Consider the following 24532-nt stretch of genomic DNA (forward strand, 5'->3'; position numbering starts at 1 on the left):
CCGCACCCTGTGGGAGCTAGCCTGCTAGCGATTGAGGTGTGTCAGGCAACACAAGTGTGATGGATAGACCGCAATCGCTAGCAGGCTAGCTCCCACAGGGGTTTAGCGTGACATTTGCGGGATAAAAAAAGCCGCAACCCCTCAAGGTTGCGGCTTTGTCATTTCAGCTCGGCAGATCAGTGGGCAAACAGCGAGTTGCCCTTCTGCCCCGCCAGTTTCTCAGGCTTGATCAGGAACTTCGCCAGTGCCGGCAACAGCCACAGCGCACCGAACATGTTCCATAGCAGCATGAAGGTCAGCATCAGGCCCATGTCGGCCTGGAACTTGATCGCCGAGAAGATCCAGGTGCACACGCCGATGGCCAGGCACAGACCGGTGAACAGCACCGCTTTACCGGTGGATTTCAGCGTCTGGTAATAGGCTTCCTGCAACGGCAGACCGGCACGCAGGAAACTTTCCAGGCGGCTGTAGATGTAGATGCCGTAGTCGACGCCAATCCCCACACCCAGCGCCACCACCGGCAAGGTCGCAACCTTGACGCCGATGCCCATGAACGCCATCAGCGCGTTGCCGAGTACCGAGGTCAGCACCAGCGGCAGCACGATGCACAGGGTTGCCGCCCACGAACGGAAGGTGATCATGCACATCACCGCCACGCAAATATAGACCAGGATCAGAATGGTCAGCTCGGCCTGTTTGATCACCTCGTTGGTGGCCGCCTCGATCCCGGCGTTACCCGCCGCGAGGATGAATTCCAGACCGTCCTTGTTGTTGTCCTTGGCGAACTCCTGCACCGCATGCACCGCACGATCCAGGGTTTCGGCCTTGTGATCGTTGAGGAACACCAGCACCGGCGCCAGCGAGCAACTGTTGTTGTACAAACCATCGGCGCGGGCGATGGAGTTGTTCAGCACGTCCGGGTTACGCGACAGGGTTTCCCATTTCAGGTTGCCCTCGTTCATGCCCTTGATCATCTGCTTGGACACGGTCACCAGCGAGATCGCCGACTGCACGCCCTCGGTGTTCTGCATCTTCCACATCAGCTCGTCGATTGGCGCCATGGCCTCGTAACGCGAGCAACCTTCGGTCTTGGTCTTGACCATCACCACCAATACGTCGGAGCTGGTGGAGTAGTTGTTGATGATGAAGTTGTTGTCCTTGTTGTAGCGCGAGTCCGGACGCAGTTCCGGCGCGCCCTGGTCGAGGTCGCCGATTTTCAGGTTCTGGCTGTACCAGAGGCCGCCACCGAAGGCGACCAGCGCCAGGGCAATGGAAATCGGCGCCACTTTCGGGCTGGCGAAGTTCGACAGCAGGCGCCAGAACGGGTGCTCGCGGTGTGCATCCTTCTTGCTGCGGGCGATGGCGCGCTTGCTGATACCGACATAGGAAATCGCGACCGGCAGCAGGATCAGGTTGGTGAACACGATCACCGCCACGCCGATGGACGCGCCGATGGCCAGTTCACGGATCACGCCGATGTCGATGATCAGCAGCGTGATGAAGCCCACCGCATCCGCCAGAATCGCGATCATCCCCGGCAGGAACAGTTGCCGGAAAGTCCGTCGCGCCGCAGTCAGGGCGTTATCCGCCTCGCTGGATTGCAGGGCGATACCGTTGATTTTCTGTACGCCGTGGGAAATGCCGATGGCGAAGATCAGGAACGGCACCAGCATCGAATACGGATCGAGCCCGAAGCCGAAAAAGTGCATCAACCCCAGTTGCCAGACCACCGCCACCAGCGTCGTGCTCAACACCGCCACGGTGCTGCGCAGGCAGTTGGTGAACCACAGCAGCAGGATCAGGGTAATCACGAACGCGATGCCGAAGAACAGCACCACCATCACCAGGCCATCGATCAGGTCGCCGACCTTCTTGGCGAAACCGACAATGTGAATCTTGACGTTAGGGTTTTGCGCTTCGAACTTGTCACGGATTTTCTCCTCCAGATCGTGGGAGAACTTCCGGTAGTCCAGCGGCAGCAATTTGCCCTGATCCTGCGGGTCCGGGTAGGACTCCAACAGCGGGATATCGACGATGCTCGACTTGAAGTCGTTGGACACCAGACGCCCGACCTGACCGGACTTGAGCACGTTGTTGCGCAGCATATCGAGGCTGTCCGGCGAGCCGTCGTAGCTCTGCGGAATCACTTCACCGCCGGCGAAACCCTCTTCGGTCACTTCAGTCCAGCGTACGCTCGGGCTCCACAGCGATTTCAGCCCGGAGCGGTCAACGCCGGAGATGTAGAACACCTCGTCGTTGATCTGACGCAGGGTCTCCATGTATTCCTTGGAGAAGATGTCGCCGTCTTTGGCTTCAACCGAAATCCGCACGGTGTTGCCCAGGTTCGCCAGATCGTTGCGGTGCTCCATCATCTTCTCGATGAATGGATGCTTTAGCGGGATCATCTTTTCGAAACTGGTGGAAGGACGGATCAGCGTGGCCTGCCAGAACAGGAAAATACTCACCACCAGACAGATCAGGATCACTGCCGGGCGGTTGTTGAAGATCAGACGTTCGAGAAACGTCGCCTTGTCCTGATGATGATTGCTCAAGGAAGTCATAGCCCCGCCTTCTTATTATTAATCTCGGCGCCGTTTGGCGTGGTGGTGTGGACGCCACCCTGCCCGGTCAGAATCAGATTGCCGTCGCCGGCAGCGGTGACCGACGACAGGGAAATCCGGTCCGGGCGATTGAAGATGCTGAAGGTTTCGCCGTTGTCGCTGCTGCTGATCACCGAACCACCGTTGCCGACGATGACAATCGAACCGTCGTCGAGCAGCGTGGCGCCGGACAGACCGAACTCCAGCGAACCGCGCGCAGCCTTCAGTTCAACCTGCTGCCAGGTGCTGCCGAAATCGGTGGAGCGATAGAGATTGCCGCGCAAGCCATAAGCCAGCAGGGTCTGCGGTTGTGCGGTGCCAATCACACCGAACAGCGAGCCTTCGTACGGACCGTGGAGTTTTTCCCAGGTCTGGCCCCAGTCGGCGGAGCGGAACATGCTGCCCTGCTCACCGACGATGAACAGCCCGGCGTCTTTCACCGCAGCAATCGCGTTGAGGTGGAACTGGTCCTGATTGTCGAGGCGGTCACTGACGTCCTGCCAGTTCTTGCCGCCATCGGTGGTTTCCAGCAATGCCCCGTAAGCGCCCACGGCCAGACCGGTGTTGACGTCCTTGAACCAGACGTCGAGCAGCGGTGCTTCGCGTTTGAGGTCTTCGAATTGTTTGGTCCAGGTCAGGCCGCCGTCGTCGCTGGCGAGGATCTGCGCGTCATGGCCGACCGCCCAGCCGTGCTTGTCGTCGACAAAGTACACCGCCGTCAGTAGTTGCCGGCTCGGCACCTTGGCCTGAGTCCAGGAACCGCCCTGATCGTTGGAATAGAGAATGTGCCCTCGATCCCCGACCGCCACTAGCCGGGTCCCGGCTTTGACGACATCGAGCATCAGACTTTTCGCGGCTTTGGCCGATTCGGTGGCATAGACCACATCGGCAGGCGCTTCGGCAGCCAGAACGGGCGCCGACAACGTGGCAAAGCCCAGCATGGAGAGTGCTGTGGCCAGCAACGCGGTGTTGCGAAACGCCGGCGGGCGGCAACGACTCATAGACCTTCCCCTATTTATTATTGTTAGGCCATTCGGCCTTAGGGCGCCGCAAGGGTGCTCGGGCGATTGACTGGTCAGAAGCATAGTCCTGAAACCCGCAACCCAGAGCCCCTTCGGAAGCTGGCTCATCCTATCGGGCTTTGGAAACGTCTGACAATCGGCGCCACGTTATCTTTTGTTAACCAACTGACGCCTGTATTCCCGTGTGGGAGCGAGCCTGCTCGCGAAGGCGTCGTTTCAATCAACATCTTTATTGGCTGACCCGCCGCTTTCGCGAGCAAGCTCGCTCCCACAGGGGTTGGTGGTGTGCGGGGGATTTGTGGTGGCGGGTGAATGCGTAGCCATTCGCCGGATGGATGACGCAAAACTTGCGTGGGGGACTTGCAGGATCGGTATTATGGTATACCATCAGACGCACAGACACTCTCAATCCCCCTACGGAGCAGCTCATGAGTTTCGAAATTCGCAAGATCGTCAGCTATGTCGAAGAAACCTTCATCGAAGGCGGCAAAGCCTCGGACACCCCGGTGACCATGGTCGGCCTGGCTGTCGTGATGAAAAACCCTTGGGTGGGTAACGGCTTTGTCGAAGACCTCAAACCGCAGATCCGCGCCAACTGCTCCGACCTCGGCGCGATGATGGTCGAGCGTCTGGTGGGCATCATCGGTGGCGCCGAGAAGATCGAGGCTTACGGCAAAGCAGCGGTGGTCGGTGCCGACGGCGAGATCGAACACGCCTCCGCCGTGATCCACACCCTGCGCTTCGGCAACCATTACCGCGAAGCGGTGAAAGCCAAGAGCTACCTGAGTTTCACCAACAAGCGCGGCGGCCCGGGCACTTCGATTCAGATCCCGATGATGCACAAGGACGACGAAGGCCTGCGTTCGCACTACATCACCCTGGAAATGCAGATCGAAGACGCGCCGCGCGCCGACGAAATCGTCGTGGTTCTGGGTTGCGCCGACGGTGGCCGTCTGCACCCGCGCATCGGCAACCGTTACATCGATCTGGAAGAACTGGCCGCCGAAAAGGCCCAGTAATCATTCAGCAGAACGACAATAAAAAGGCATTGCAGGAGCGCTCCATGATTCGGCTCACCGCTGAACTCACCCCGGCTGGCACCAGTTACCTGGCGACCGGCCAAGGCCAGCCCGTGGTTTTGATCCACGGCGTGGGCCTGAACAAAGAAATGTGGGGCGGCCAAATCGTTGGCCTGGCCACCCAGTACCGAGTGATCGCCTACGACATGCTCGGCCATGGCGCCAGTCCGCGACCGGCCAGCGGCACCGACCTGCTCGGTTACGCCGATCAGTTGCTGGAGCTGCTCGACCACCTGCAATTGCCGCTGGCATCGGTGATCGGTTTTTCCATGGGCGGCCTGGTGGCGCGGGCGTTTGCCCTGCACTACCCCGAGCGCCTGAAAAGTCTGGTGGTGCTTAATAGTGTGTTCAATCGCAGCGAAGAGCAGCGCGCCGGGGTTATTGCTCGCACCGCTCAAGCCGCCGAACACGGGCCGGACGCCAATGCCGAGGCTGCGCTGTCGCGCTGGTTCAGCCGTGAATATCAGGCCGCCAACCCGGCGCAGATCGCGGCGCTGCGGCAAACCCTGGCGGACAACGATCCGCAGGGCTACCTGACCACCTACGAACTGTTCGCCACCCAGGACATGTATCGCGCCGACGACCTGGGCAGCATTCAGGCGCCGACGCTGATCGCCACCGGCGAGCTGGACCCGGGTTCGACCCCGGAAATGGCTGAGCAACTGGCCCGGTGCATACCCGGTGCGAAGGTTGCCGTACTGCCTGAGCAACGGCATATGATGCCCGTAGAGTCGCCGCGTCTGGTCAACCAGATGCTGCTGGAATTTCTCGAATTCGCACACTCCCGACAAAACCATATAAAGGGGATCGTTGCATGACACTCGCACGCTTCCAGATGTGCATCGGCGGAGAATGGGTCGATGCCCTCTCCGGCAAGACTTTCGAAAGCCTCAATCCTGCCCTGGCCGAACCTTGGGCCGAATTGCCGGACGCCGATGAGGCCGATGTCGAACGCGCCGTGCAAGCCGCGCAAACGGCCTTCGACAGCCCGGCCTGGCGCGGTTTGACCGCCACCGCACGGGGCAAACTGCTGCGCCGTCTCGGTGATTTGATCGCCGAGAACAAAGAACAACTGGCGCAGCTGGAAAGCCGCGACAACGGCAAACTGATCCGCGAAACCCGGGGTCAGGTTGGTTATCTGCCGGAATTTTTCCACTACACCGCAGGTCTGGCCGACAAGCTCGAAGGCGGCACCTTGCCGCTGGATAAACCCGATCTGTTCGCCTACACCGTGCATGAAGCGATGGGCGTCGTCGCGGCGATCATTCCGTGGAACAGCCCGCTGTACCTGACCGCGATCAAACTTGCTCCGGCCCTCGCCGCCGGCAACACCATCGTGATCAAACCGTCCGAGCACGCCTCGGCAACCATCCTGGAACTGGCGCGTCTGGCGCTCGAAGCCGGAATCCCGCCGGGTGTGGTCAACGTCGTCACCGGTTACGGCCCGAGCACGGGTGCCGCCCTCACCCGCCATCCGCTGATCCGCAAAATCGCCTTCACTGGCGGTGCGGCCACGGCGCGTCATGTGGTGCGTAGCAGCGCCGAGAACTTCGCCAAGCTGTCGCTGGAACTGGGCGGCAAATCACCGAACATCATCTTCGCCGACGCCGACCTCGACAGCGCGATCAACGGCGCCATCGCCGGGATCTACGCGGCGTCCGGGCAAAGCTGTGTGTCTGGCTCACGCTTGCTGGTACAGGACGAAATCTACGACGAATTCGTCAACCGTCTGGTGGAACGCGCCCAGCGCATTCGCATCGGCAACCCGCAGGAAGACAGCAGCGAAATGGGCCCGATGGCCACCGCGCAGCAACTGGCAGTGGTGGAAGGACTGGTCGCCGATGCCATCGCTGAAGGTGCGCGTTTGCGCCTCGGCGGCAAGCGTCCTTCTGGCCTCGGTGACGGCTGGTTCTACGAACCGACGCTGTTCGAGTGCGACCGCAATTCAATGAAGATCATGCAGGAAGAAGTCTTTGGTCCGGTGGCTTCGGTCATCCGCTTCAAAGACGAAGCCGAAGCGCTGGCCATCGCCAACGACTCGCAGTTCGGCCTTGCGGCTGGTATCTGGACCCGCGATCTGGGCCGCGCCCATCGACTGGCCCGCGATGTGCGTTCGGGGATCATCTGGGTCAACACCTACCGCGCCGTCTCGGCGATGGCGCCGATTGGCGGCTTCAAGAACAGTGGCTATGGACGCGAAAGCGGCATCGATTCGGTGCTGGCCTACACCGAACTGAAAACGGTGTGGATCAACCTGTCTCAGGCGCCAATGCCTGATCCGTTTGTGATGCGCTAGGAGTCCTGAGAAATGATCGAACCCGGCATTTACAAAGACGTCATGAGTTCGTTTCCGTCCGGGGTCACGGTGGTCACCACCCTCGACCCGGATGGCGGCATCGTCGGCATCACCGCCAGCGCTTTCAGCGCGTTGTCGATTGATCCGGCGCTGGTGCTGTTCTGCCCCAACTATGCTTCGGATACCTACCCGGTGCTGCGCGACAGCAAGAAATTCGCGATTCACTTGCTCTCCGCCGAGCAGACCGCCGAAGCCTATGCGTTCGCCGGCAAAGGCAAGGACAAGGCGAAAGCCATCGAGTGGCATCTGAGCGAACTCGGTAACCCGATCCTCGCCAAAGCCACGGCAATCATCGAGTGCGAGTTGTGGCGTGAATACGATGGCGGCGATCACGCGATCATCGTTGGGGCGGTGAAGAATTTGATCCTGCCTGCGCAACCGGTGACGCCGATGATTTATCACAAGGGCAAGCTGGGCGCGTTGCCAACGCTGGCCTGATGCCCCCAGGAAAAGCCTATGTGGGAGCTAGCCTGCTAGCGATTGCGGTTTTCCATTCAATAGCAATTTGATTGAACTGACGCCATCGCCAGCAGGCTGTCTCCTACAGGGGATGTGTGGTGTGAGGAGGATTTATGAGTAACGAAAAATACGAAAAAGGCCTGAAGATCCGCACCCAGGTGCTCGGCGAAGCCTACGTCCAGCGTTCCATCGACAACGCCGACGACTTCACTCGCCCGCTACAGGAAATGGTCACCGAATATTGCTGGGGCCATGTCTGGGGACGCGAGGGTCTGTCGCTCAAAGAGCGCAGCATGATCAACCTGGCGATGATCTCGGCCCTCAACCGGCCGCATGAACTCAAGCTGCATGTGCGCGGCGCCTTGCGTAACGGCCTGAGTCGTGAGCAAATACGCGAAATTCTGCTTCAGGTCGGCATTTATTGCGGTGTTCCCGCTGCCGTGGACAGTTTCCGGCTCGCCCGTGAAGCGTTCGCCGAAGCCGATGCCGAGGCCTCCAGTTAACCCCTCGGCTGTTTTGATGCCCGTCTGGCATGGACAGCCATATTAAAGAGCGGACCCCATGAAACGCCTGCCACTCGACGACAGCTTCAAGGTCAATCGCAACCCCATTACCCTGCGCGAAATCGTGCTGGATAAACTGCGAAGCGCCATCATGAACTTCCAGCTCATGCCGGGCGACCGTCTGGTCGAACGCGATCTGTGTGATCGCCTGGGTGTGAGCCGCACGTCGGTGCGCGAAGCCTTGCGCCACCTCGAATCCGAAGGCCTGGTCGAGTTCGCCGACGCCAAGGGCCCACGCGTCGCCATCATCACCCTCGCCGATGCGGTCGATATCTACGAACTGCGCTGCGTGCTCGAAGGCCTGATCGTCCAGTTGTTCACCCTGCGCGCCAAGGCCAAGGACATCAAAGCCCTGGAAAAAGCCCTCGACGACAACCGCAAGGCGCTCAAGGACGGCGAACTGCAACAGGTAATCGACTCGGTACAAGGCTTCTACGACGTACTGCTCGAAGGCTCCGGCAACCATGTGGCGGCCACTCAGTTGCGCCAGTTGCAGGCGCGCATCAGCTACCTGCGCGCGACTTCGGTTTCGCAGGAAAACCGTCGCGGCGCGAGCAATCAGGAAATGGAAAAAATGGTCGCCGCAATCAAGAGCGGCGATCCGCTGTTGGCGCATCAGGCCTGCGTCGATCACGTCCGCGCAGCCGCCGCTGTGGCCCTCGATTACCTCAAGCGCAAACAGGAAGAGACCGGCGCCACGCCTGCGATCACCCTGCCCATCGCTTTGAAAGAACCTCGTATAGGTCACTGATATGTTCAGCCTGAGCTATTGCCCGAAATGCGGTGGTCCTGACCTCAGTCAGCAGATACCGCCGGGCGATACGCACGAGCGCCTGATGTGCCGTGGCTGCGGCTACATCCACTACGTAAACCCGAAGATCATTGCCGGCTGCATCATCGAGCAGGACGGCAAATACCTGCTGTGCCAACGGGCGATCCCGCCACGTCCGGGCACCTGGACGCTTCCGGCCGGTTTCATGGAAAGCGGCGAAACCACCGAACAGGCAGCCCTGCGCGAAGTCTGGGAAGAAAGCGGCGTACGCGCGGAAATCGTCTCGCCATACTCGATCTTCAGCGTGCCGAAGATCAGCGAGGTCTACATCATCTTCCGCGCCCTCGCCGTGGAAATCACCGGCGAGTGCGGCCCGGAAACCCTGGACTACAAATTCTTCGCCCCCGAAGACATCCCGTGGGAGCAAATCTACTACCCGGCAATCCGCCAGATCCTCGAACGCTACATCGAGGAACGGCAGGCCGGGGTGTATGGCATCTACATGGGCAATGACGACAGCGGCAAAATCCACTTCATGCGCTGAACAACGTCTATCCCATGTGGGAGCGAGCTTGCTCGCGAAGGCGTCGTGTCAGTCGATACAGATTTTGAATGATCGACCGCTTTCGCGAGCAAGCTCGCTCCCACAGTGTTTAGTGTTGTGGCTTAAATTGGGGCGATGCCTTCGACGATGATGATTTCCGCTGTGGCCCATTCCTCGCGATAACTTTTCGCCTCCTGATACGCCGCCGAGTGGTAGCACGCCACCGCTTGCTCGTAGCTTTCAAACTCGATCACCACACTGCGCGGCGGCGTACTGCGCCCTTCCATCGCCTCACTGCGCCCGCCCCTCGCCAGAAACTTCGCGCCGAACTCGGCAAACGCCTTGGGCGCACGCTGCGTGTATTGGCTGTAGCGCTCGGCATCAGCAATGTCCACATGAGCAATCCAGTACGCCTTCATAGTGACCTCTCCGCTAATTTTGTATTATGGTATACCAATACTATTTCCAACAAACCCTGAGAGTCCAGCATGGCCTTCAACAGCATCGAAGAAATCATCGAAGATTATCGCCTCGGCAAAATGGTCTTGCTGGTCGATGACGAAGACCGCGAAAACGAAGGCGACCTGCTGCTGGCCGCCGACCGCTGCACAGCCGAAGCGATCAGCTTCATGGCTCGCGAGGCGCGCGGGCTGATCTGCCTGACCCTGACCGACGATCATTGCCAACGCTTGGGCCTGGAGCAAATGGTACCGAGCAATGGCAGCGTGTTCAGCACCGCATTTACCGTATCGATTGAAGCAGCCATCGGCGTCACCACCGGCATCTCCGCCGCCGACCGCGCTTGCACGGTGGCGACTGCCGTGGCGCCGCATGCCCGCGCTGAAGATCTGGTGCAGCCCGGCCACATCTTCCCGCTGCGCGCCAAGGAAGGTGGTGTGCTGACCCGCGCCGGTCATACCGAGGCCGGGTGCGATCTGGCGCGTCTGGCCGGCTTCACCCCGGCTTCGGTGATCGTCGAAGTGATGAACGACGACGGCACCATGGCCCGCCGCCCGGATCTGGAAGTATTTGCGCACAAGCACGGGATCAAGATCGGCACCATCGCCGACCTGATCCACTATCGCCTGAGCACCGAGCACACCATCGAACGCATTGGCGAACGCGAACTGCCAACGGTGCATGGCACCTTCCGTCTGATCACTTTCGAAGACCGCATCGAAGGTGGCGTGCACATGGCGATGGTCATGGGCGACCTGCGCCGTGAAGAACCGACGCTGGTGCGCGTGCATGTGATCGATCCGCTGCGTGATCTGGTCGGCGCCGAGTACAGCGGGCCGACTAACTGGACGCTGTGGGCGGCGTTGCAGCGAGTCGCGGCCGAAGGGCATGGCGTGGTCGTGGTGCTGGCCAATCATGAATCTTCGCAAGCGTTGCTGGAACGTGTGCCGCAACTGACTCAGCCGCCACGGCAGTTCAGTCGCTCGCAATCGCGGATTTATTCGGAAGTCGGGACTGGGGCACAGATTCTGCAAAACCTTGGGGTTGGCAAGCTGCGGCATCTGGGGCCGCCGCTGAAATACGCGGGGCTGACCGGGTACGACCTGGAAGTGGTCGAGAGCATCCCGTTCTCCGAATAACCCAAAGAAATCGGTGCCCCCCCGTGGTGAGGGGATTTATCCCCGTTGGGTCGCAAAGCGGCCCCAAATCCTGCCAACGCGATCCATCAGGCATACCGCATTCATCGGGCACAGGGCTGCTGCGCAGCCCAACGGGGATAAATCCCCTCGCCACAGGTTTTTCATCTAGCAAAAAACGCCTGATGAAGAACGAAAACTCATTTTCAGCAGATAGCCGGTAAGGCAAAGTGCTTGCACAAAGTTTGGAATACCATAATATGATATTCCATAGACCGGACACTCCAACGAACGTCCATCTACTGCTCCCGTCAGGCGGGCAACAACGCAAGCCCGCTCAAAAACACAACAATGAGGGCGTAAAAATGGTGTTGAACAAAGCTGCAACCGCGATCTTTTTTGCGGGACTGCTCAGCGTCACCGGCCAGGCTGCAATGGCTGCCGAAAGCGTGAACTTCGTCAGCTGGGGCGGTAGCACCCAGGACGCGCAGAAACAGGCCTGGGCCGATCCGTTCAGCAAGGCCAGCGGCATCACTGTCGTGCAGGACGGCCCGACCGACTACGGCAAACTCAAAGCCATGGTCGAAAGCGGCAACGTGCAGTGGGACGTGGTCGATGTCGAAGCCGATTTCGCCCTGCGCGCCGCGGCGGAAGGCCTGCTCGAACCCCTCGATTTCAAAGTCATCCAGCGTGACAAGATCGACCCGCGCTTTGTCAGCGACTACGGCGTCGGTTCGTTCTTCTTCTCCTTCGTCCTCGGCTACAACGAAGGCAAGCTCGGTGCCGCCAAGCCGCAAGACTGGAGCGCCCTGTTCGACACCAAGACCTACCCCGGCAAACGCGCCCTCTACAAATGGCCAAGCCCCGGCGTGCTTGAACTGGCGCTGCTGGCCGACGGCGTTCCCGCCGACAAGCTCTACCCGCTGGACCTGGATCGCGCTTTCAAAAAACTCGACACCATCAAGAAAGACATCGTCTGGTGGGGCGGCGGCGCGCAGTCGCAGCAACTGCTGGCGTCCGGTGAAGTGAGCATGGGCCAGTTCTGGAATGGGCGGATTCATGCCCTGCAAGAAGACGGCGCTCCGGTTGGCGTGAGCTGGAAACAGAACCTGGTCATGGCCGACATTCTGGTGATTCCAAAAGGCTCGAAAAACAAGGACGCGGCGATGAAGTTTCTGGCCAACGCCAGCAGTGCCAAAGGCCAGGCCGACTTCTCCAACCTGACCGCTTACGCCCCGGTCAACGTCGACAGCGTGGCGCGCCTGGACTCGGTGCTGGCCCCGAACCTGCCGACTGCCTACGCTAAGGATCAGATCACTCTTGATTTCGCGTACTGGGCCAAAAACGGCCAGGCCATCGCGACACGGTGGAACGAATGGCTGGTCAAATGAAAATGGCGGCCACCGCGTCCCGTCCCTCCACTGCCACCGGGAGCGCCGCGAGCGCTGCCGGTCCGGCCAACGGAAAAAAGGCGATTGCGATGCCGCAAGCTCCATCGCTCAAACAACGCTGGCGCGGCGCCGGTAATCTTGTCCCGGCGCTGCTGTTCCTCGGCCTGTTCTTTCTTGCGCCGTTGATTGGCCTACTGTTGCGTGGGGTGCTGGAACCGACCCCGGGCCTCGGCAACTACGAACAACTGTTCGCCAACTCGGCCTATGCGCGGGTGCTGTTCAACACCTTTTCGGTGGCCGGTCTGGTGACCGTGTTCAGCCTGCTGCTGGGCTTTCCACTGGCCTGGGCGATCACCTTGGTGCCGCGTGGCTGGGGTCGCTGGATTCTCAACATCGTGCTGCTGTCGATGTGGACCAGCCTGCTCGCCCGCACCTATTCGTGGCTGGTTTTGCTGCAAGCCTCGGGCGTGATCAACAAGGCGCTGATGGCCATGGGCATCATCGATCAACCGCTGGAAATGGTGCACAACCTGACCGGCGTGGTGATCGGCATGAGCTACATCATGATCCCGTTCATCGTGTTGCCGTTGCAGGCGACCATGCAGGCCATCGACCCGATGATCCTGCAGGCCGGTTCGATCTGCGGCGCCAGTCCATGGACCAACTTCTGCCGGGTGTTCCTGCCGCTGTGCCGGCCGGGGCTGTTTTCCGGTGGACTGATGGTGTTCGTGATGTCGCTCGGTTACTACGTCACCCCGGCGCTGCTCGGCGGGGCACAGAACATGATGCTGCCGGAGTTCATCATTCAGCAGGTGCAATCGTTCCTCAATTGGGGCCTGGCGAGTGCCGGCGCCGCGTTGCTGATCGCGATAACCCTGGTGTTGTTCTACTTCTACCTGAAGCTTCAGCCGGAATCCCCGGTTGGCGCCAGTAACGCGAGGTAAGCCGCCATGCTCCTGACACCCAATGCCATGAGCCGCCGGATGCGCTTCGGCCTCTATACCACCACCGGGCTGATCGGCTTGTTCCTGCTGTTGCCGATCGTCTTCATCGTGTTGCTGTCGTTCGGTTCATCCCAGTGGCTGGTGTTCCCCCCACCAGGCTGGACGCTGAAATGGTACGGCCAGTTCTTCTCCAACGCCGACTGGATGAACGCCGCGCTGGCCAGCCTCAAGGTTGCAGTGCTGACCACCATCTGCGCCGTGGCTCTCGGTCTGCCAACCGCGTTTGCCCTCGTGCGCGGACGCTTCCCCGGCCGCGAAATGCTCTACGGCCTGTTCACCCTGCCGATGATCGTGCCGCTGGTGATCATTGCCGTGGCGGTCTACGCGCTGTTCCTCAAGCTCGGTTACACCGGGACCATGTTCGCGTTCGTCGTCAGCCATGTGATCGTCGCGCTGCCATTCACCATCATCTCGATCATCAACTCGCTGAAGCTGTTCGATCAGTCGATTGAAGATGCGGCGGTGATCTGCGGCGCCTCGCGCCTGCAAGCGGTGTTCAAGGTGACATTCCCGGCGATTCGTCCGGGCATGGTCGCCGGCGCCCTCTTCGCCTTTCTGGTTTCGTGGGACGAAGTGGTGCTCAGCGTGATGATGGCCAGCCCGACCCTGCAAACCCTTCCCGTGAAAATGTGGACCACCCTGCGTCAGGATTTGACTCCAGTGATCGCCGTCGCATCGACGTTGCTGATCGGCCTGTCGATTCTGGTCATGGTGATCGCCGCCGCCCTGCGCCGGCGCAACGAAATCAGCGCCTGAGCGCCCAGGAGTACGACATGAGTGCCGTGATCAAAGACGCATCCCAGCAGAACGACAAACCCCTGGTCAGCCTGCGCAATCTGAACAAGCACTACGGCGACTTCGCTGCCGTGGACAACATCTCGCTGGACATCAAGGACGGAGAATTCCTGACCTTCCTCGGCTCCAGCGGCTCGGGTAAAAGCACCACGCTGTCGATGCTCGCCGGTTTTGAAACCCCGAGCAGCGGCGAGATTCTGGTCAACGGCCAATCGCTGGTGAATGTACCGCCGCACAAGCGCGACATCGGCATGGTATTCCAGCGTTATTCGCTGTTCCCGCACTTGTCGGTGCGCGACAACATCGCCTTCCCGCTGGCGATCCGCAAACTCGCGGCGGCCGAGCGCGAAAAACGTGTCGATGCGATGCTGAAACTGGTGCAGCTTGAGCAATTCGCCCATCGCCGCCCTTCGCAACTGTCCGGCGGCCAACAGCAGCGCGTGGCCATCGCCCGTGCGCTGGTTTACGAACCACGTATTTTGCTGATGGACGAACCACTGGGCGCACTGGACAAGAAACTGCGTGAAGACTTGCAGGACGAACTGCGCCAACTGCATCGCCGACTTGGCATCACCATCGTTTACGTGACACACGATCAGGAAGAAGCCATGCGCCTGTCGCAGCGCATCGCGATTTTCAGTCACGGCAAGATTGTGGGACTGGGCAGCGGTTATGACCTGTACCAGAATCCGCCGAACGCCTTTGTCGCATCGTTTCTTGGCAACTCGAACTTCCTCAAACTCAAGGCGCAGGGCAATGGCGCGGCGAGTTTTGAAGGGCAATCGTTGTCGATCCGCCTCACGGCGGGTCTGCGCAGCGAGCAGGATGTGCTGCTGATGGTGCGTCCGGAAAAAGCCCTGGCGCTGAGCACGCAACAGGCTGCCGCCGAACCGCTTGCCGCAGGTTGGAACGAAGTGTCGGCGAAGGTCGTGGAAGTGTTGTTCCTGGGCGAGAGCCAGACGTGCAGCGTGGTGACTTCGGGTGGGACTTCGATGACGGTCAAGGCGTTGTCGGCTGCGGGGATGCCGCTCAAGGCGGGTGATCCGGTGCAAGTGCGCTGGGCCACCGCAGATGCTTGCGTCTATACCGAGTGGACCGAAAGCGATCTGAACAAAGCCGCTGGCGCTCACTGAAAATCCAGCAAAGGATTGCATTTCAACTGTGGGAGCTAGCCTGCTAGCGATAGTGATTTACAGGCAAGCGTCAAAGTCGCCTGATACACCGCCATCGCTAGCAGGCTAGCTCCCACAGGTATTGCTGTGGTCAGGTGATAGGGGTGAAACCCTCGATTGCATCCGGCCATGCCGTCAGCACTTCAAACCCGCTCTCCGTCACCGCGACCATATGCTCCCACTGCGCCGACAACGAACCATCCTTGGTCAGCACAGTCCAGCCATCCGGCATGTTCTTCACATGACGCTTGCCGGCATTGAGCATCGGTTCGATGGTAAAAATCATCCCCGCCTTCAGCTTCATGCCTTGGTCGGGAAAGCCGTAATGCAGAATCTGCGGCTCATCGTGATACACCTTGCCGATGCCGTGGCCGCAGTATTCGCGCACGACGCTGAAGCCTTCCTTCTCCGCCAGACTCTGAATCGCAAAACCGATATCGCCCAACGTCGCGCCCGGTCGAACTGCACGAATGCCCGCGCACATGGCGTCATAGGTGGTCTTGATCAAATGCTGCGCCTCAGGTGTCGCTTCCCCCACCACATACATGCGGCTGGTGTCGCCGAACCAGCCATCCTTGATCACCGCGATGTCGAGGTTGACGATGTCGCCATCCTTCAGCGGTTTCGCGTTAGGGATGCCGTGGCACACCGCATCGTTGACCGAGGCGCAAACGGTTTTCGGAAAGCCGTGATAACCGACGTTGGCCGGAATGGCTTTCTGCACATTGACGATGTAGTCGTTGCACAGCCGATCCAGTTCATCGGTGGTCACGCCCGCCTTGACGTGGGGTACCAGCATCGCCAGCACTTCGGCGGCGAGTTTGCCGGCCGCGCGGGATTGGGCGATGTCCGCCGGGGTGTTGATCTTGATCTGGTTTCTCATGCGGTGACTGCTTCCTGAGTCAGTTGTTGCAGATCCAGCCCGCCGTTCTGTTCAGCGCGGATCAGCAAGCGGCAAATGGCGCTGTGGTCGAGGTTCGGATGCAGCTCAGCGAGCATGCCGATGCGCATCCAGTGCTCGGCCTGCGCGTTGATCGAGCGGCTGAGTGCATTGCTGGAGATGCGCAGATTCTCATGCATGTCCTCTGAAATCTTTACGATGCCCACGGCGAATATCCGATATGAAATGTATATGGTTCGTATATTAGCCAAGCCTGACGAAGAAATGCAAATCAGCCCAACGCCGCATCGAAAAACGAAGAGATCAGTCGACTCGATCGCCGCTCGGCCAAGCAATACAGATAAGTCTCGGTGTAGAGCGCCTCGCCTTCGATGCGGATGGTGCGGATGTTCGGGTCGGCGATGAACTCCGCCTCGGACACCACGCCCAACCCCAAACCGCGTACCACTGCTTCTCGCAGCGCCTCGCGACTGCCGATTTCCATAGCGATACGCGGTTTGACCTGCGCGGCGTTCAGCGCCTGTTCTAGCACCAGCCGCGTGGTCGAACCGGGCTCGCGTTGCAGCAAACGCTGCCCTTCCAGCTCCTCCAGCCGCACGCTGCCACGGTTGGCCAACGGATGCTCGTGATGGGCAAACAGAATGATCGCGTGTCGCGCATAACGCACCGCAGACAGCGCCGGGTCATCCTGACGCCCCGCGAGCACCGCGATATCGGTCACGTAGTTTTCCAGATCAGAAAGCACCTGCGCCGAGTTGCCGACCCGGATCGACACATCAATGTTTGGATACTGTTGCAGGTAGCTGTCGACCATTTCGATCACATGAAACGGCCCCACCGCACCGAGCTTGAGCTGACCACTGTCGAGCCGCCCGGAGTCACGCAGCAGGTTATGCGCCTCCAGTTCCAGCAAGGCGATGCGTTGCGCAATCGGCAGCAATTGCCGCCCGACATCCGACAGCTCAATGCGCCGCCCACGCCGGTGGAACAACTCGACATTGTGCTGACGCTCCAGGCTTTGCACCTGGGTGGTAAGGGTCGGCTGACTCAGCCCGCAGGCCCGGGCTCCGGCGCTGAAGCTGCCGTGGCGGGCCACCGCCAGAAACGCACGCAGTTTGGCGCTCGACATCCATAGACTCCATCAATAGTTAACCGCTGTTTCGCATATTGAATTGATTGAATGACTGTCACGTGACAGACCTAGCCTGTGGCAACTCCCAACCACCCCGTGGAATGCCATGAAAACAATTCACAAGTTTGTGCGTGCCGCCAGCCTGACCTTGCTTGCCCTCGGCGCCAGCCATGTCTGGGCCAAAGACAAACTGACCATTGGCCTGATTCCCTCCGAAGACTCCCAGGCGATGATCGAGTCGAGCAAACAAGTGCTGGATGATTTGCAGGAGAAACTCGGCATGCCGGTGGTGCCATTTGTCGCCACCGACTACAACGGCATCATCGAAGCCCTGCGCGCCGGCAAGCTCGACGTCGCCTATCTGGGACCGTTTTCCTATGTACTGGCGACCTCGGTGGCGGACGTCGAAGCATTCTCGGTGGCGGTCACCAAAAAGACCGGTCAGAGCGCTTACAAGAGCGTGATCCTGGCGCGCAAGGACAGCGGCATTCATACCCTGGCCGACCTCAAGGGCCACACCTTTGCCTTCGTCGATCCAAGTTCGGCGTCCGGGCATCTGTTCCCCAAGGCCGGTCTGGAACAGGCCGGTTTTGCCCCGGACACATTGTTCAAACGGGTGATTTTTTCCGGCTCCCACGACGCCAGCATCCTCGCCGTGGCCAACAAAAAGGTCGACGCCGCCGCCGTGGCCGACCGCATTTTTGCCAGCGCCGTGTCCAAAGGTCTGGTGAAGCAGGATGACTTCGAAGTGGTCTGGAGTTCGCGTCCGATTCCCGAATCACCGATGGTCTGGCGCAAGGCACTCGATCCGGAACTGAAGAAAAAAGTCGCCGCCGCGCTGGCGGGGATCAAGGATGTGCCGTGGGGCGATCAGGGCCAGCTCGACGGTTTCCAGCCCACCTCTGACGCGGCTTACAACGTGGTGCGCGAGACCGCCAAGGTGCTCGATCTGGATTTGCGGAGCATGAAATGATCAGCATCCGCCAACTGACCAAACACTACGGCGACAACCCGGTGTTGCGCGGCATTGACCTTGAGGTCGCTGCCGGTGAATTCGTTGTGGTGCTCGGTCAGTCCGGCGCGGGTAAATCGACGCTGCTGCGCTGCATCAATCGTCTGGCCCAAGCCGATAGCGGCACGTTGAACGTGGCCGGCATCGACGCCCTCGCCTGCCGGGACACCAGTGTGCTGCGCCGTGAAGTGGCGATGATCTTCCAGCATCACAACGTCGTGCCACGCCTGAGCGTGCTGAAAAATGTGCTGACCGGGCGCCTCGGTTCAGTGGGCACCCTCGCCTCGATTTTGCAGCTGTTTCGCCGTGACAATGTGGCGCTGGCCATGCAATGTCTGGAGCGCGTCGAACTGGCGCACAAGGCCGGCGAGCGCACCGATTCACTGTCCGGCGGGCAGAAGCAGCGAGTGGGCATTGCCCGCGCACTGGCACAACGACCGCAAGTGATTCTGGCGGACGAACCAATCGCCAGCCTCGACCCGAAAACCGCGCGGCTGGTCTTGCAGTATTTGCGCGATGCCACCCGCGAACTGGGGATCACCGTGCTGTGCAACCTGCATCAGGTTGAATACGCCCGCGAGTTCGGCGACCGCGTGGTCGGTCTGGCCCACGGCAGTCTGGTGTTTGACGGCAAAGCCTCAAGCATGACCGAGGCGGATCTTGGCCGAATCTATCCGGGCCAGTCTGCGGAGCCATCCGCAACCAGCGTGACGCCCACCCTGACCTACCGCGCCGCTTCGAGGGCCTGAGCATGCAATCGCAAAATTATCAGTGGGTCGGCGACCGGCCCCGAGGCACACGCAGCTGGCTGACCAGCGGCGCCATCGTCCTGATCGTGCTGTGGACGCTGAACTGGAGCGCACAAGGCGCGCAACTCAGCCTCGGCGAACTGGCGGCGGGACTGCCGCAGATTGGCGACTTTCTTTCACGCACCTTTCCACCGGATTTGAGCATCCTCCCGCGTCTGCTGGCGCCAGCGGTGGAAACCTTGCAGATCGCCATCTGGGGCACCTTGCTCGGGGTATTGCTGGCGATTCCCTTGTCGTTTCTCGCGGCACGCAATCTGAGCCGCAACCGCTGGGTGTTTCACACCACTCGCCAGGCGTTGAACTTCACCCGCAGCATCAACGAACTGATCCTCGCGCTGATCTTTGTTTCGGCGGTAGGTCTGGGCCCCTTCCCCGGCGTATTGGCGCTGGCGCTGCATGGCCTGGGCATGCTCGGCAAGTTCTTCGCCGAGAGCATCGAAGAGATCGACCAAGGCCCGATTGAAGCCCTTCAGGCGACCGGTGCACGGCCATTGCAAGTGATCGTGTTCGGCGTGCTGCCGCAAGTCATCACTGCGTGGATTGCGGTGATCCTCTACCGCTTCGAAGTCAACCTGCGCTCGGCCACGGTGCTGGGAATGGTTGGCGCCGGCGGCCTCGGTTTCGAACTGGTGAGCAGCCTCAAGCTGTTCAAATATCAGGAAACCGCCACCTGCATTATCGTCATCACCTTCATGGTGATCGTCGCCGACGCGGTGTCCAGTCGCTTGCGGGCCGCGATCCAGAGCGGTTCGGCGCACTAGCTCCAACGCCCGTCAAACGGCTGCGGATTTTGTTATCGCCTCAGCCGATTCAAACCTGCGAATTATCGATTTGAGCGGTTGTCGACGGCGCCTGAGTATGGCGCCACACCGACAACAACAAGAAGGGTCCACCATGACTGCCCGATTCCAGAACCCCGTCGACACCCGTTTCGGCTGGGGCAGCCTGCAAGAACTTGCCAGCCTAACCGAGCAGCAAACCGTGGCGCTCGTCACCTTCCCCGAGGCCCGTGGGCTGGGGTTGGTGGATCGCCTGCAAGCGTTGCTGGGCGAACGTCTGGTTTACATCTTCGAAGACGTCCAGCCCAATCCAGATGTCGCGCATCTGCGCAGCACTTATGAGCATTTCTGGGAGCATGCCGGCACCTGTGACGTGGTGCTTGCGGTCGGTGGCGGCAGCGCCATCGACACTGCCAAGGCGTTGATTGTCGGCACCGAGTCCGCTCGTTTCGACGAATTGCTCGCCCTGCTCGCCACCGGCAAACCGTTCACCCCGGCGCGCTGCAAACAACTGATCGCCGCGCCGACCACCGCAGGCACCGGCAGCGAAGTCACGCCGTGGGCAACCATTTGGGACAGCGCCAGCCAGAAGAAATATTCGCTGCATCTGGATTGCACCTGGCCACGCGTGGCGATCATTGATCCACAACTGATGCTCACCGTGCCGGCCAGTGTCACCGTCTCCACCGGGCTCGACGCGCTGTCGCATGCGCTGGAAGCGATCTGGAACGTCAACGCCAATCCGGTCTCCGACACCTTCGCGATCTCGGCCATCGAAGACATTCTCGAATGCCTGCCGCGCCTTCATCAGGACCTCGCCAGCCAAGAGTTGCGCACGCGCATGGCATTGGCGGCACTCAAGGCCGGGCTGGCGTTTTCCAATACCAAAACCGCGCTGGCACATTCCATTTCTTATGAAATGACCCTGCGCCACGGCCTGCCCCACGGTATCGCCTGCTCCTTCACGTTGCCGCTGGTGTTGGGCCTGGCCTGGGGGCATGACGCCACCCGCGACCGCACCTTGCAGCGGATCTTCGGCACAGACCTGAGCAAAGCCCAACAGCAATTGCGCGAGTTCCTGCACAGCCTTGGCGTGAAGACCGAGTTTGCCGACTACGGTGTCTCGGCCAAGGATGCCGAAGACATCATTCACCTCGCCACGCAGGGCGCGCGCGGCAAGAACTTCATCGGTTCACAAGCCACCTGAACCCGACCAACCAACGCAAACAGACAAAGCACAGCCAGCGGCGTAAAACGCTGCGGTGATTTCCTGCCGCACCGAGAAAGAGTGCACCCGCCGACGACATTCGGCGGGAACCTACAACAATAAGGAAAAGATCATGAATCGTGCCCAAACCATGCCTGGTCTCGCCGTACGTACTGCCTCGTTTCGGGTCGCCCAGTGGCGAATGCTGCTGGCGGCGATGTTCTGCTACCTGTTTTTCTACACCGGCCGGCAGACCTTCGGTTTTGCCATTCCGGGAATTCAGGCCGAGTTCGGCCTGAGCAAGGAAACTCTCGGCTGGGCCTCCGCCGCGATGCTCTGGGCCTATGCCATCGGTCAGGCGATCAACGGCAACCTCGCCGACAAGTTTGGTGGCCGGCGGATCATGACCCTCGGCGCGGTGCTGTCCTGTGCGGCCAACTGGGTTACCAGTTTTGCTGGCGGTTTTACCAGTCTGATTCTGCCGTGGGGCGTCAACGGCTACTTCCAGGCGTTGGGCTGGGCACCGGGCAGCCGCCTGATTTCCAACTGGTGGAGCGCCGGCGAGCGCGGCAAGGTCTACGGCTTTTATACCTTCGCCGCCGGGTGCGCTTCGATTCTGTCGTACGTCACCTCCATCGTCGTACTCGAAGTGCTGCAACTGGAATGGCGCTGGATCTTTCGCCTGCCAGTGCTGCTGATGCTTGCCGGCGGGATCATTTTCTATCTGGTCGCCCGTGAACGGCCGCAGGACATGGGCTTCGAACCGCTGGCCGATACCGGCGTGGCGAATACTGATGACAAACTTCAGGAAGCCGCTTATGGCGAAGTCGAAACCTCGGCGCAACGCTACAAAGCCGTGCTGAAAAACGCCCGGCTGATCATCGCCGCCGTGTCGCTGGGCTTTCAGAACGCCGCGCGCTACGGCTTGATCGTCTGGGTGCCGGTGCATTTTCTCGGCGCCAACTGGAAAAGCGGCGACAGCATGATCGATCCCAAATGGATCACCGTCGCCCTCCCCGTCGGCATGGCGGTCGGCGCTGCGACCAGCCTGTGGATGTGGAGCCTGCCGCCGCACAGCGCAACCGGTCTGGTGGCGTTATTCCTTTGCGGCTTCTTCGTCTACGGCCCGGCATCGAGTTTCTGGGCGCTGTGCCCGGACCTGGTCGGTGCCAAGCGGGCCGGTACCGCGACTGGCGTGATGAACTTTTCCTCCTACCTTTTCGCCGGCCTGGCCGAACCAATGATCGGCCGTCTGCTTGACTCCAGCGCAAATACGTCTCTTATTTTCATTGTGGTCACCAGCGCCTGCCTGTGCAGCGCGGCGGTGGCAATGTTCATCCGACGCTGACGGGGCTTGCATGTACCAGTACCACAAGTGGTTGCGTTCGTTTCATGCGGTAGCCAAGACCGGCAGTTTCACCCTCGCCGCCGAGTATCTGTGTGTCGGTCAGCCGACCGTCAGCGAGCAGGTCAACGCGCTGGAGAAAACCTTCTCGGTCGAGCTGTTCCATCGGCGCGGACGCTACATCGAGATGAGCGCCGCCGGGCACAAACTGTACGCAATCACTCAGGGTCTGTTCGGCCAGGAGGATGAAGCGGTGCAACTGCTACAGAGCTTCAAACAGCGCAAGAACGGCATGCTGCGCCTCGGCGCGGTGTCGCCGCCGATTGCGATGAACCTGACTTACGAGCTGATGCAGCGGCACCCGGATATCGAACTGGAAACCTCGTTTTCCTCGGAAAAGGAAACCCTGGCGCGGTTGTTCAATTTTGATATCGACGTGGCGATCCTCGCGTTGTCGGAGTTCGACCAGCGCTTTCACACGCACCTCTATCACCGTTATCCGATCATTGCCGTGGTACGCGATGACCACCCGTGGGCCAGTCTCGAGCAAGTCCACGTCAGCCAGATCAGCAGTGAAAAATGGGTGCTGCGCGAACAGAGTTCGCGCACCCGACAACTGGTGGAAGAAACCTGCAAACGCCTCGACGTCGAACTTAATTGCGTGATGCAGCTGAACAGCCGCGAAGCCATTGTGCACGCCATCGCCAAGGGCATCGGTATCGGTCTGGTATCCGCCGTCGAGTACGCGCAAACCCCGGGCACCAAACCGATCACTTTTGTCGATCACCCGTTTTTCATCGAATACCACCTGTGCTGCCTCGGCATCCGCAGAAACCGCCCGGTGATCGCCGAACTGTTCGACTCGGCCCCACCGATGAACTGATGCAAACCCACGTTCAAACGCCCTACCTCATGACCGAGGGACGGCCAACGCTTACCTGAAAACGGAGATTGACCATGCAGTACAAGCAACCGACTCACCTGCAAGCCGCCATCCTCGACTGGGCTGGCACCGTTGTCGATTTCGGCTCCTTTGCGCCGACGCAGATTTTTGTCGAAGCCTTCGCCGAGTTCGGCGTCGCGGTCACGCTGGAAGAAGCGCGCGGGCCGATGGGCATGGGCAAGTGGGATCACATCCGCACGCTGTGCAACCTGCCGCAGATTGCCGAACGTTATCGCGCAGCGTTCGATCGTTCGCCGAGTGACGAGGATGTGACGGCGATTTACGAGCGCTTCATGCCGCTGCAAATCGAGAAAATCGCCCTGCATTCGGCACTGATCCCCGGCGCCCTCGAAGCCATCGCGGCGTTGCGTGACAAGGGCCTGAAAATCGGTTCCTGCTCAGGTTATCCGGCAGTGGTGATGGCCAAGGTTGTCGAGCTGGCACGAGAGAACGGCTACATCGCCGACCATGTCGTCGCCACCGATGAAGTGCCCAATGGTCGCCCTCATCCGGCGCAGGCACTGGCCAACGTGATTGCGCTGGGCATCGATGATGTGGCGGCGTGCGTCAAGGTCGATGACACCTGGCCGGGGATTCTCGAAGGTCGCAGCGCGGGCATGTGGACCGTGGCGCTGACTTGCTCCGGCAATGCGCTGGGCCTGACTTACGAGCAGTACAAGGCGCTGCCGTCGGATCGACTCGCCGAAGAACGGGCGCGAATCGGCAAGATGTTCGCCCCTTCACGTCCGCATTACCTGATCGATACCATCGCCGATCTGCCGGAGGTGATCGAGGACATCAATGCGCGTCTGGCCCGTGGTGAAACCCCGCAAGGCTGCTGAGCCAAGGCCTGTTGGAGCTGCCGAAAACAGCTCCTACAGGTGATGTGTACAGATTTCAGGCAAAAAAAAGCTGCCAGATATGGCAGCGAAAACTTGAGAACACGCGATGTATTGGGCTCAGTATTGGCGCCGGATAATGACAGTGTCATGACAACCCACAATTCACTGAACCGCCCCCGCCCCCGCCCCGTCATCAGGATGTCATCAAGA

25 protein-coding genes are annotated in these 24532 nt (G+C 60.3%); 19 read left to right on the top strand and 6 right to left on the bottom strand.

Annotated features, from left to right (window positions below; all coding sequences use genetic code 11):
• Window positions 1-176: 176 nt before the first annotated feature.
• Together ACTWLJ_RS23135 and ACTWLJ_RS23140 are read right to left on the bottom strand one after the other, a co-directional pair.
• Window positions 177-2561: an efflux RND transporter permease subunit gene (locus ACTWLJ_RS23135; RefSeq protein ID WP_445178604.1), complete on the bottom strand. Its 2385-nt coding sequence runs from the start codon at window positions 2559-2561 to the stop codon at window positions 177-179.
• Window positions 2558-3601, bottom strand: coding sequence for a WD40/YVTN/BNR-like repeat-containing protein (locus ACTWLJ_RS23140; RefSeq protein ID WP_445178605.1), 1044 nt, complete (start codon window positions 3599-3601; stop codon window positions 2558-2560). Before ACTWLJ_RS23140 ends, ACTWLJ_RS23135 begins: the two co-directional genes overlap by 4 nt.
• A 449-nt stretch (window positions 3602-4050) precedes the next feature.
• On the opposite strand from ACTWLJ_RS23140, the gene ACTWLJ_RS23145 reads away from it, so the two are divergent.
• From ACTWLJ_RS23145 to ACTWLJ_RS23175, 7 genes are all read left to right on the top strand, one after another.
• Window positions 4051-4641 (top strand): amino acid synthesis family protein, encoded by a 591-nt coding sequence (locus tag ACTWLJ_RS23145; RefSeq protein ID WP_007957412.1) that lies wholly within the window; start codon window positions 4051-4053, stop codon window positions 4639-4641.
• A 44-nt stretch (window positions 4642-4685) separates the two neighbouring features.
• Entirely contained in the window at window positions 4686-5519 is an 834-nt protein-coding gene (locus ACTWLJ_RS23150) for an alpha/beta fold hydrolase (protein ID WP_401212566.1), read from the top strand.
• Window positions 5516-6997 carry an aldehyde dehydrogenase gene (locus ACTWLJ_RS23155; RefSeq protein WP_445178606.1) on the top strand — a complete coding sequence of 494 codons (1482 nt, stop codon included), beginning with the start codon at window positions 5516-5518 and terminating at the stop codon, window positions 6995-6997. Before ACTWLJ_RS23150 ends, ACTWLJ_RS23155 begins: the two co-directional genes overlap by 4 nt.
• A 12-nt stretch (window positions 6998-7009) precedes the next feature.
• Window positions 7010-7495, top strand: a complete 486-nt coding sequence (locus ACTWLJ_RS23160) for a flavin reductase family protein (RefSeq protein WP_401212572.1) — start codon at window positions 7010-7012, stop codon at window positions 7493-7495.
• A 134-nt stretch (window positions 7496-7629) separates the two neighbouring features.
• Window positions 7630-8019, top strand: coding sequence for a carboxymuconolactone decarboxylase family protein (locus ACTWLJ_RS23165; protein ID WP_027613073.1), 390 nt, complete (start codon window positions 7630-7632; stop codon window positions 8017-8019).
• Window positions 8020-8077: 58 nt separating this feature from the next.
• Window positions 8078-8830 carry a GntR family transcriptional regulator gene (locus ACTWLJ_RS23170; RefSeq protein ID WP_445178607.1) on the top strand — a complete coding sequence of 251 codons (753 nt, stop codon included), beginning with the start codon at window positions 8078-8080 and terminating at the stop codon, window positions 8828-8830.
• 1 nt (window position 8831) lies between these two features.
• Entirely contained in the window at window positions 8832-9395 is a 564-nt protein-coding gene (locus tag ACTWLJ_RS23175; protein WP_445178608.1) for an NUDIX hydrolase, read from the top strand.
• 122 nt (window positions 9396-9517) lie between these two features.
• Here ACTWLJ_RS23175 and ACTWLJ_RS23180 read toward each other — a convergent pair whose 3' ends face one another.
• On the bottom strand, window positions 9518-9814 hold the full coding sequence (locus ACTWLJ_RS23180; protein WP_445178609.1) for a DUF1330 domain-containing protein: 297 nt from the start codon (window positions 9812-9814) through the stop codon (window positions 9518-9520).
• 69 nt (window positions 9815-9883) lie between these two features.
• Here ACTWLJ_RS23180 and ribBA point away from each other — a divergent pair, with 69 nt between their 5' ends.
• The 5 genes from ribBA (at window position 9884) to ACTWLJ_RS23205 (ending at window position 15313) form a co-directional block, all read left to right on the top strand.
• Window positions 9884-10993 carry a bifunctional 3,4-dihydroxy-2-butanone-4-phosphate synthase/GTP cyclohydrolase II gene (ribBA, locus tag ACTWLJ_RS23185; protein WP_445178610.1) on the top strand — a complete coding sequence of 370 codons (1110 nt, stop codon included), beginning with the start codon at window positions 9884-9886 and terminating at the stop codon, window positions 10991-10993.
• A 362-nt stretch (window positions 10994-11355) separates the two neighbouring features.
• Window positions 11356-12381 (top strand): ABC transporter substrate-binding protein, encoded by a 1026-nt coding sequence (locus tag ACTWLJ_RS23190; RefSeq protein WP_445178611.1) that lies wholly within the window; start codon window positions 11356-11358, stop codon window positions 12379-12381.
• On the top strand, window positions 12378-13325 hold the full coding sequence (locus ACTWLJ_RS23195; protein ID WP_445181406.1) for an ABC transporter permease: 948 nt from the start codon (window positions 12378-12380) through the stop codon (window positions 13323-13325). Before ACTWLJ_RS23190 ends, ACTWLJ_RS23195 begins: the two co-directional genes overlap by 4 nt.
• 6 nt (window positions 13326-13331) lie before the next feature.
• Complete coding sequence (locus ACTWLJ_RS23200; protein ID WP_445178612.1) at window positions 13332-14141, top strand: ABC transporter permease; 810 nt, start codon at window positions 13332-13334, stop codon at window positions 14139-14141.
• 17 nt (window positions 14142-14158) lie between these two features.
• Window positions 14159-15313, top strand: coding sequence for an ABC transporter ATP-binding protein (locus ACTWLJ_RS23205; protein WP_445178613.1), 1155 nt, complete (start codon window positions 14159-14161; stop codon window positions 15311-15313).
• 130 nt (window positions 15314-15443) lie between these two features.
• Here the strand turns inward: ACTWLJ_RS23205 and map are convergent, their stop codons facing one another.
• The 3 genes from map to ACTWLJ_RS23220 all read right to left on the bottom strand — a co-directional run bounded on the left by map (window position 15444) and on the right by ACTWLJ_RS23220 (window position 17382).
• A complete protein-coding gene (gene map, locus ACTWLJ_RS23210; protein WP_445178614.1) occupies window positions 15444-16235 on the bottom strand; it encodes a type I methionyl aminopeptidase in 792 nt (263 codons plus the stop codon).
• Complete coding sequence (locus tag ACTWLJ_RS23215; protein ID WP_166217502.1) at window positions 16232-16459, bottom strand: ParD-like family protein; 228 nt, start codon at window positions 16457-16459, stop codon at window positions 16232-16234. Before ACTWLJ_RS23215 ends, map begins: the two co-directional genes overlap by 4 nt.
• A gap of 65 nt (window positions 16460-16524) precedes the next feature.
• On the bottom strand, window positions 16525-17382 hold the full coding sequence (locus tag ACTWLJ_RS23220; RefSeq protein ID WP_445178615.1) for a LysR substrate-binding domain-containing protein: 858 nt from the start codon (window positions 17380-17382) through the stop codon (window positions 16525-16527).
• Window positions 17383-17491: 109 nt separating this feature from the next.
• Here ACTWLJ_RS23220 and phnD point away from each other — a divergent pair, with 109 nt between their 5' ends.
• The 7 genes from phnD to phnX all read left to right on the top strand — a co-directional run bounded on the left by phnD (window position 17492) and on the right by phnX (window position 24322).
• A complete protein-coding gene (phnD, locus tag ACTWLJ_RS23225; RefSeq protein ID WP_445178616.1) occupies window positions 17492-18358 on the top strand; it encodes a phosphonate ABC transporter substrate-binding protein in 867 nt (288 codons plus the stop codon).
• A complete protein-coding gene (gene phnC, locus ACTWLJ_RS23230; protein WP_445178617.1) occupies window positions 18355-19146 on the top strand; it encodes a phosphonate ABC transporter ATP-binding protein in 792 nt (263 codons plus the stop codon). Before phnD ends, phnC begins: the two co-directional genes overlap by 4 nt.
• 2 nt (window positions 19147-19148) lie before the next feature.
• Window positions 19149-19967: a phosphonate ABC transporter, permease protein PhnE gene (phnE, locus tag ACTWLJ_RS23235; protein WP_445178618.1), complete on the top strand. Its 819-nt coding sequence runs from the start codon at window positions 19149-19151 to the stop codon at window positions 19965-19967.
• A 133-nt stretch (window positions 19968-20100) separates the two neighbouring features.
• Window positions 20101-21192, top strand: coding sequence for an iron-containing alcohol dehydrogenase PsrA (gene psrA, locus ACTWLJ_RS23240; RefSeq protein WP_445178619.1), 1092 nt, complete (start codon window positions 20101-20103; stop codon window positions 21190-21192).
• A gap of 133 nt (window positions 21193-21325) precedes the next feature.
• Window positions 21326-22540 carry an MFS transporter gene (locus tag ACTWLJ_RS23245; RefSeq protein WP_445178620.1) on the top strand — a complete coding sequence of 405 codons (1215 nt, stop codon included), beginning with the start codon at window positions 21326-21328 and terminating at the stop codon, window positions 22538-22540.
• Window positions 22541-22550: 10 nt separating this feature from the next.
• Window positions 22551-23420: a LysR substrate-binding domain-containing protein gene (locus ACTWLJ_RS23250; RefSeq protein ID WP_401212611.1), complete on the top strand. Its 870-nt coding sequence runs from the start codon at window positions 22551-22553 to the stop codon at window positions 23418-23420.
• Window positions 23421-23494: 74 nt separating this feature from the next.
• A complete protein-coding gene (gene phnX / locus ACTWLJ_RS23255) occupies window positions 23495-24322 on the top strand; it encodes a phosphonoacetaldehyde hydrolase (RefSeq protein WP_401212614.1) in 828 nt (275 codons plus the stop codon).
• The last annotated feature ends 210 nt before the right edge of the window (window positions 24323-24532 follow it).

The sequence above is a fragment of the Pseudomonas sp. McL0111 genome, from assembly GCF_052567255.1.

Coding starts and splice junctions, on each gene's coding strand:
- ACTWLJ_RS23135 (WP_445178604.1), bottom strand. CDS start 2,561: ATGACTTCCTTGAGCAATCATCATCAGGACAAGGCGACGTTTCTCGAA.
- ACTWLJ_RS23190 (WP_445178611.1), top strand. CDS start 11,356: ATGGTGTTGAACAAAGCTGCAACCGCGATCTTTTTTGCGGGACTGCTC.
- ACTWLJ_RS23250 (WP_401212611.1), top strand. CDS start 22,551: ATGTACCAGTACCACAAGTGGTTGCGTTCGTTTCATGCGGTAGCCAAG.
- ACTWLJ_RS23155 (WP_445178606.1), top strand. CDS start 5,516: ATGACACTCGCACGCTTCCAGATGTGCATCGGCGGAGAATGGGTCGAT.
- ACTWLJ_RS23200 (WP_445178612.1), top strand. CDS start 13,332: ATGCTCCTGACACCCAATGCCATGAGCCGCCGGATGCGCTTCGGCCTC.
- ACTWLJ_RS23140 (WP_445178605.1), bottom strand. CDS start 3,601: ATGAGTCGTTGCCGCCCGCCGGCGTTTCGCAACACCGCGTTGCTGGCC.
- phnD (WP_445178616.1), top strand. CDS start 17,492: ATGAAAACAATTCACAAGTTTGTGCGTGCCGCCAGCCTGACCTTGCTT.
- ACTWLJ_RS23150 (WP_401212566.1), top strand. CDS start 4,686: ATGATTCGGCTCACCGCTGAACTCACCCCGGCTGGCACCAGTTACCTG.
- ribBA (WP_445178610.1), top strand. CDS start 9,884: ATGGCCTTCAACAGCATCGAAGAAATCATCGAAGATTATCGCCTCGGC.
- ACTWLJ_RS23180 (WP_445178609.1), bottom strand. CDS start 9,814: ATGAAGGCGTACTGGATTGCTCATGTGGACATTGCTGATGCCGAGCGC.
- ACTWLJ_RS23160 (WP_401212572.1), top strand. CDS start 7,010: ATGATCGAACCCGGCATTTACAAAGACGTCATGAGTTCGTTTCCGTCC.
- phnE (WP_445178618.1), top strand. CDS start 19,149: ATGCAATCGCAAAATTATCAGTGGGTCGGCGACCGGCCCCGAGGCACA.
- phnX (WP_401212614.1), top strand. CDS start 23,495: ATGCAGTACAAGCAACCGACTCACCTGCAAGCCGCCATCCTCGACTGG.
- ACTWLJ_RS23205 (WP_445178613.1), top strand. CDS start 14,159: ATGAGTGCCGTGATCAAAGACGCATCCCAGCAGAACGACAAACCCCTG.
- ACTWLJ_RS23170 (WP_445178607.1), top strand. CDS start 8,078: ATGAAACGCCTGCCACTCGACGACAGCTTCAAGGTCAATCGCAACCCC.
- ACTWLJ_RS23175 (WP_445178608.1), top strand. CDS start 8,832: ATGTTCAGCCTGAGCTATTGCCCGAAATGCGGTGGTCCTGACCTCAGT.
- psrA (WP_445178619.1), top strand. CDS start 20,101: ATGACTGCCCGATTCCAGAACCCCGTCGACACCCGTTTCGGCTGGGGC.
- phnC (WP_445178617.1), top strand. CDS start 18,355: ATGATCAGCATCCGCCAACTGACCAAACACTACGGCGACAACCCGGTG.
- ACTWLJ_RS23145 (WP_007957412.1), top strand. CDS start 4,051: ATGAGTTTCGAAATTCGCAAGATCGTCAGCTATGTCGAAGAAACCTTC.
- ACTWLJ_RS23245 (WP_445178620.1), top strand. CDS start 21,326: ATGAATCGTGCCCAAACCATGCCTGGTCTCGCCGTACGTACTGCCTCG.
- ACTWLJ_RS23165 (WP_027613073.1), top strand. CDS start 7,630: ATGAGTAACGAAAAATACGAAAAAGGCCTGAAGATCCGCACCCAGGTG.
- map (WP_445178614.1), bottom strand. CDS start 16,235: ATGAGAAACCAGATCAAGATCAACACCCCGGCGGACATCGCCCAATCC.
- ACTWLJ_RS23195 (WP_445181406.1), top strand. CDS start 12,378: ATGAAAATGGCGGCCACCGCGTCCCGTCCCTCCACTGCCACCGGGAGC.
- ACTWLJ_RS23220 (WP_445178615.1), bottom strand. CDS start 17,382: ATGTCGAGCGCCAAACTGCGTGCGTTTCTGGCGGTGGCCCGCCACGGC.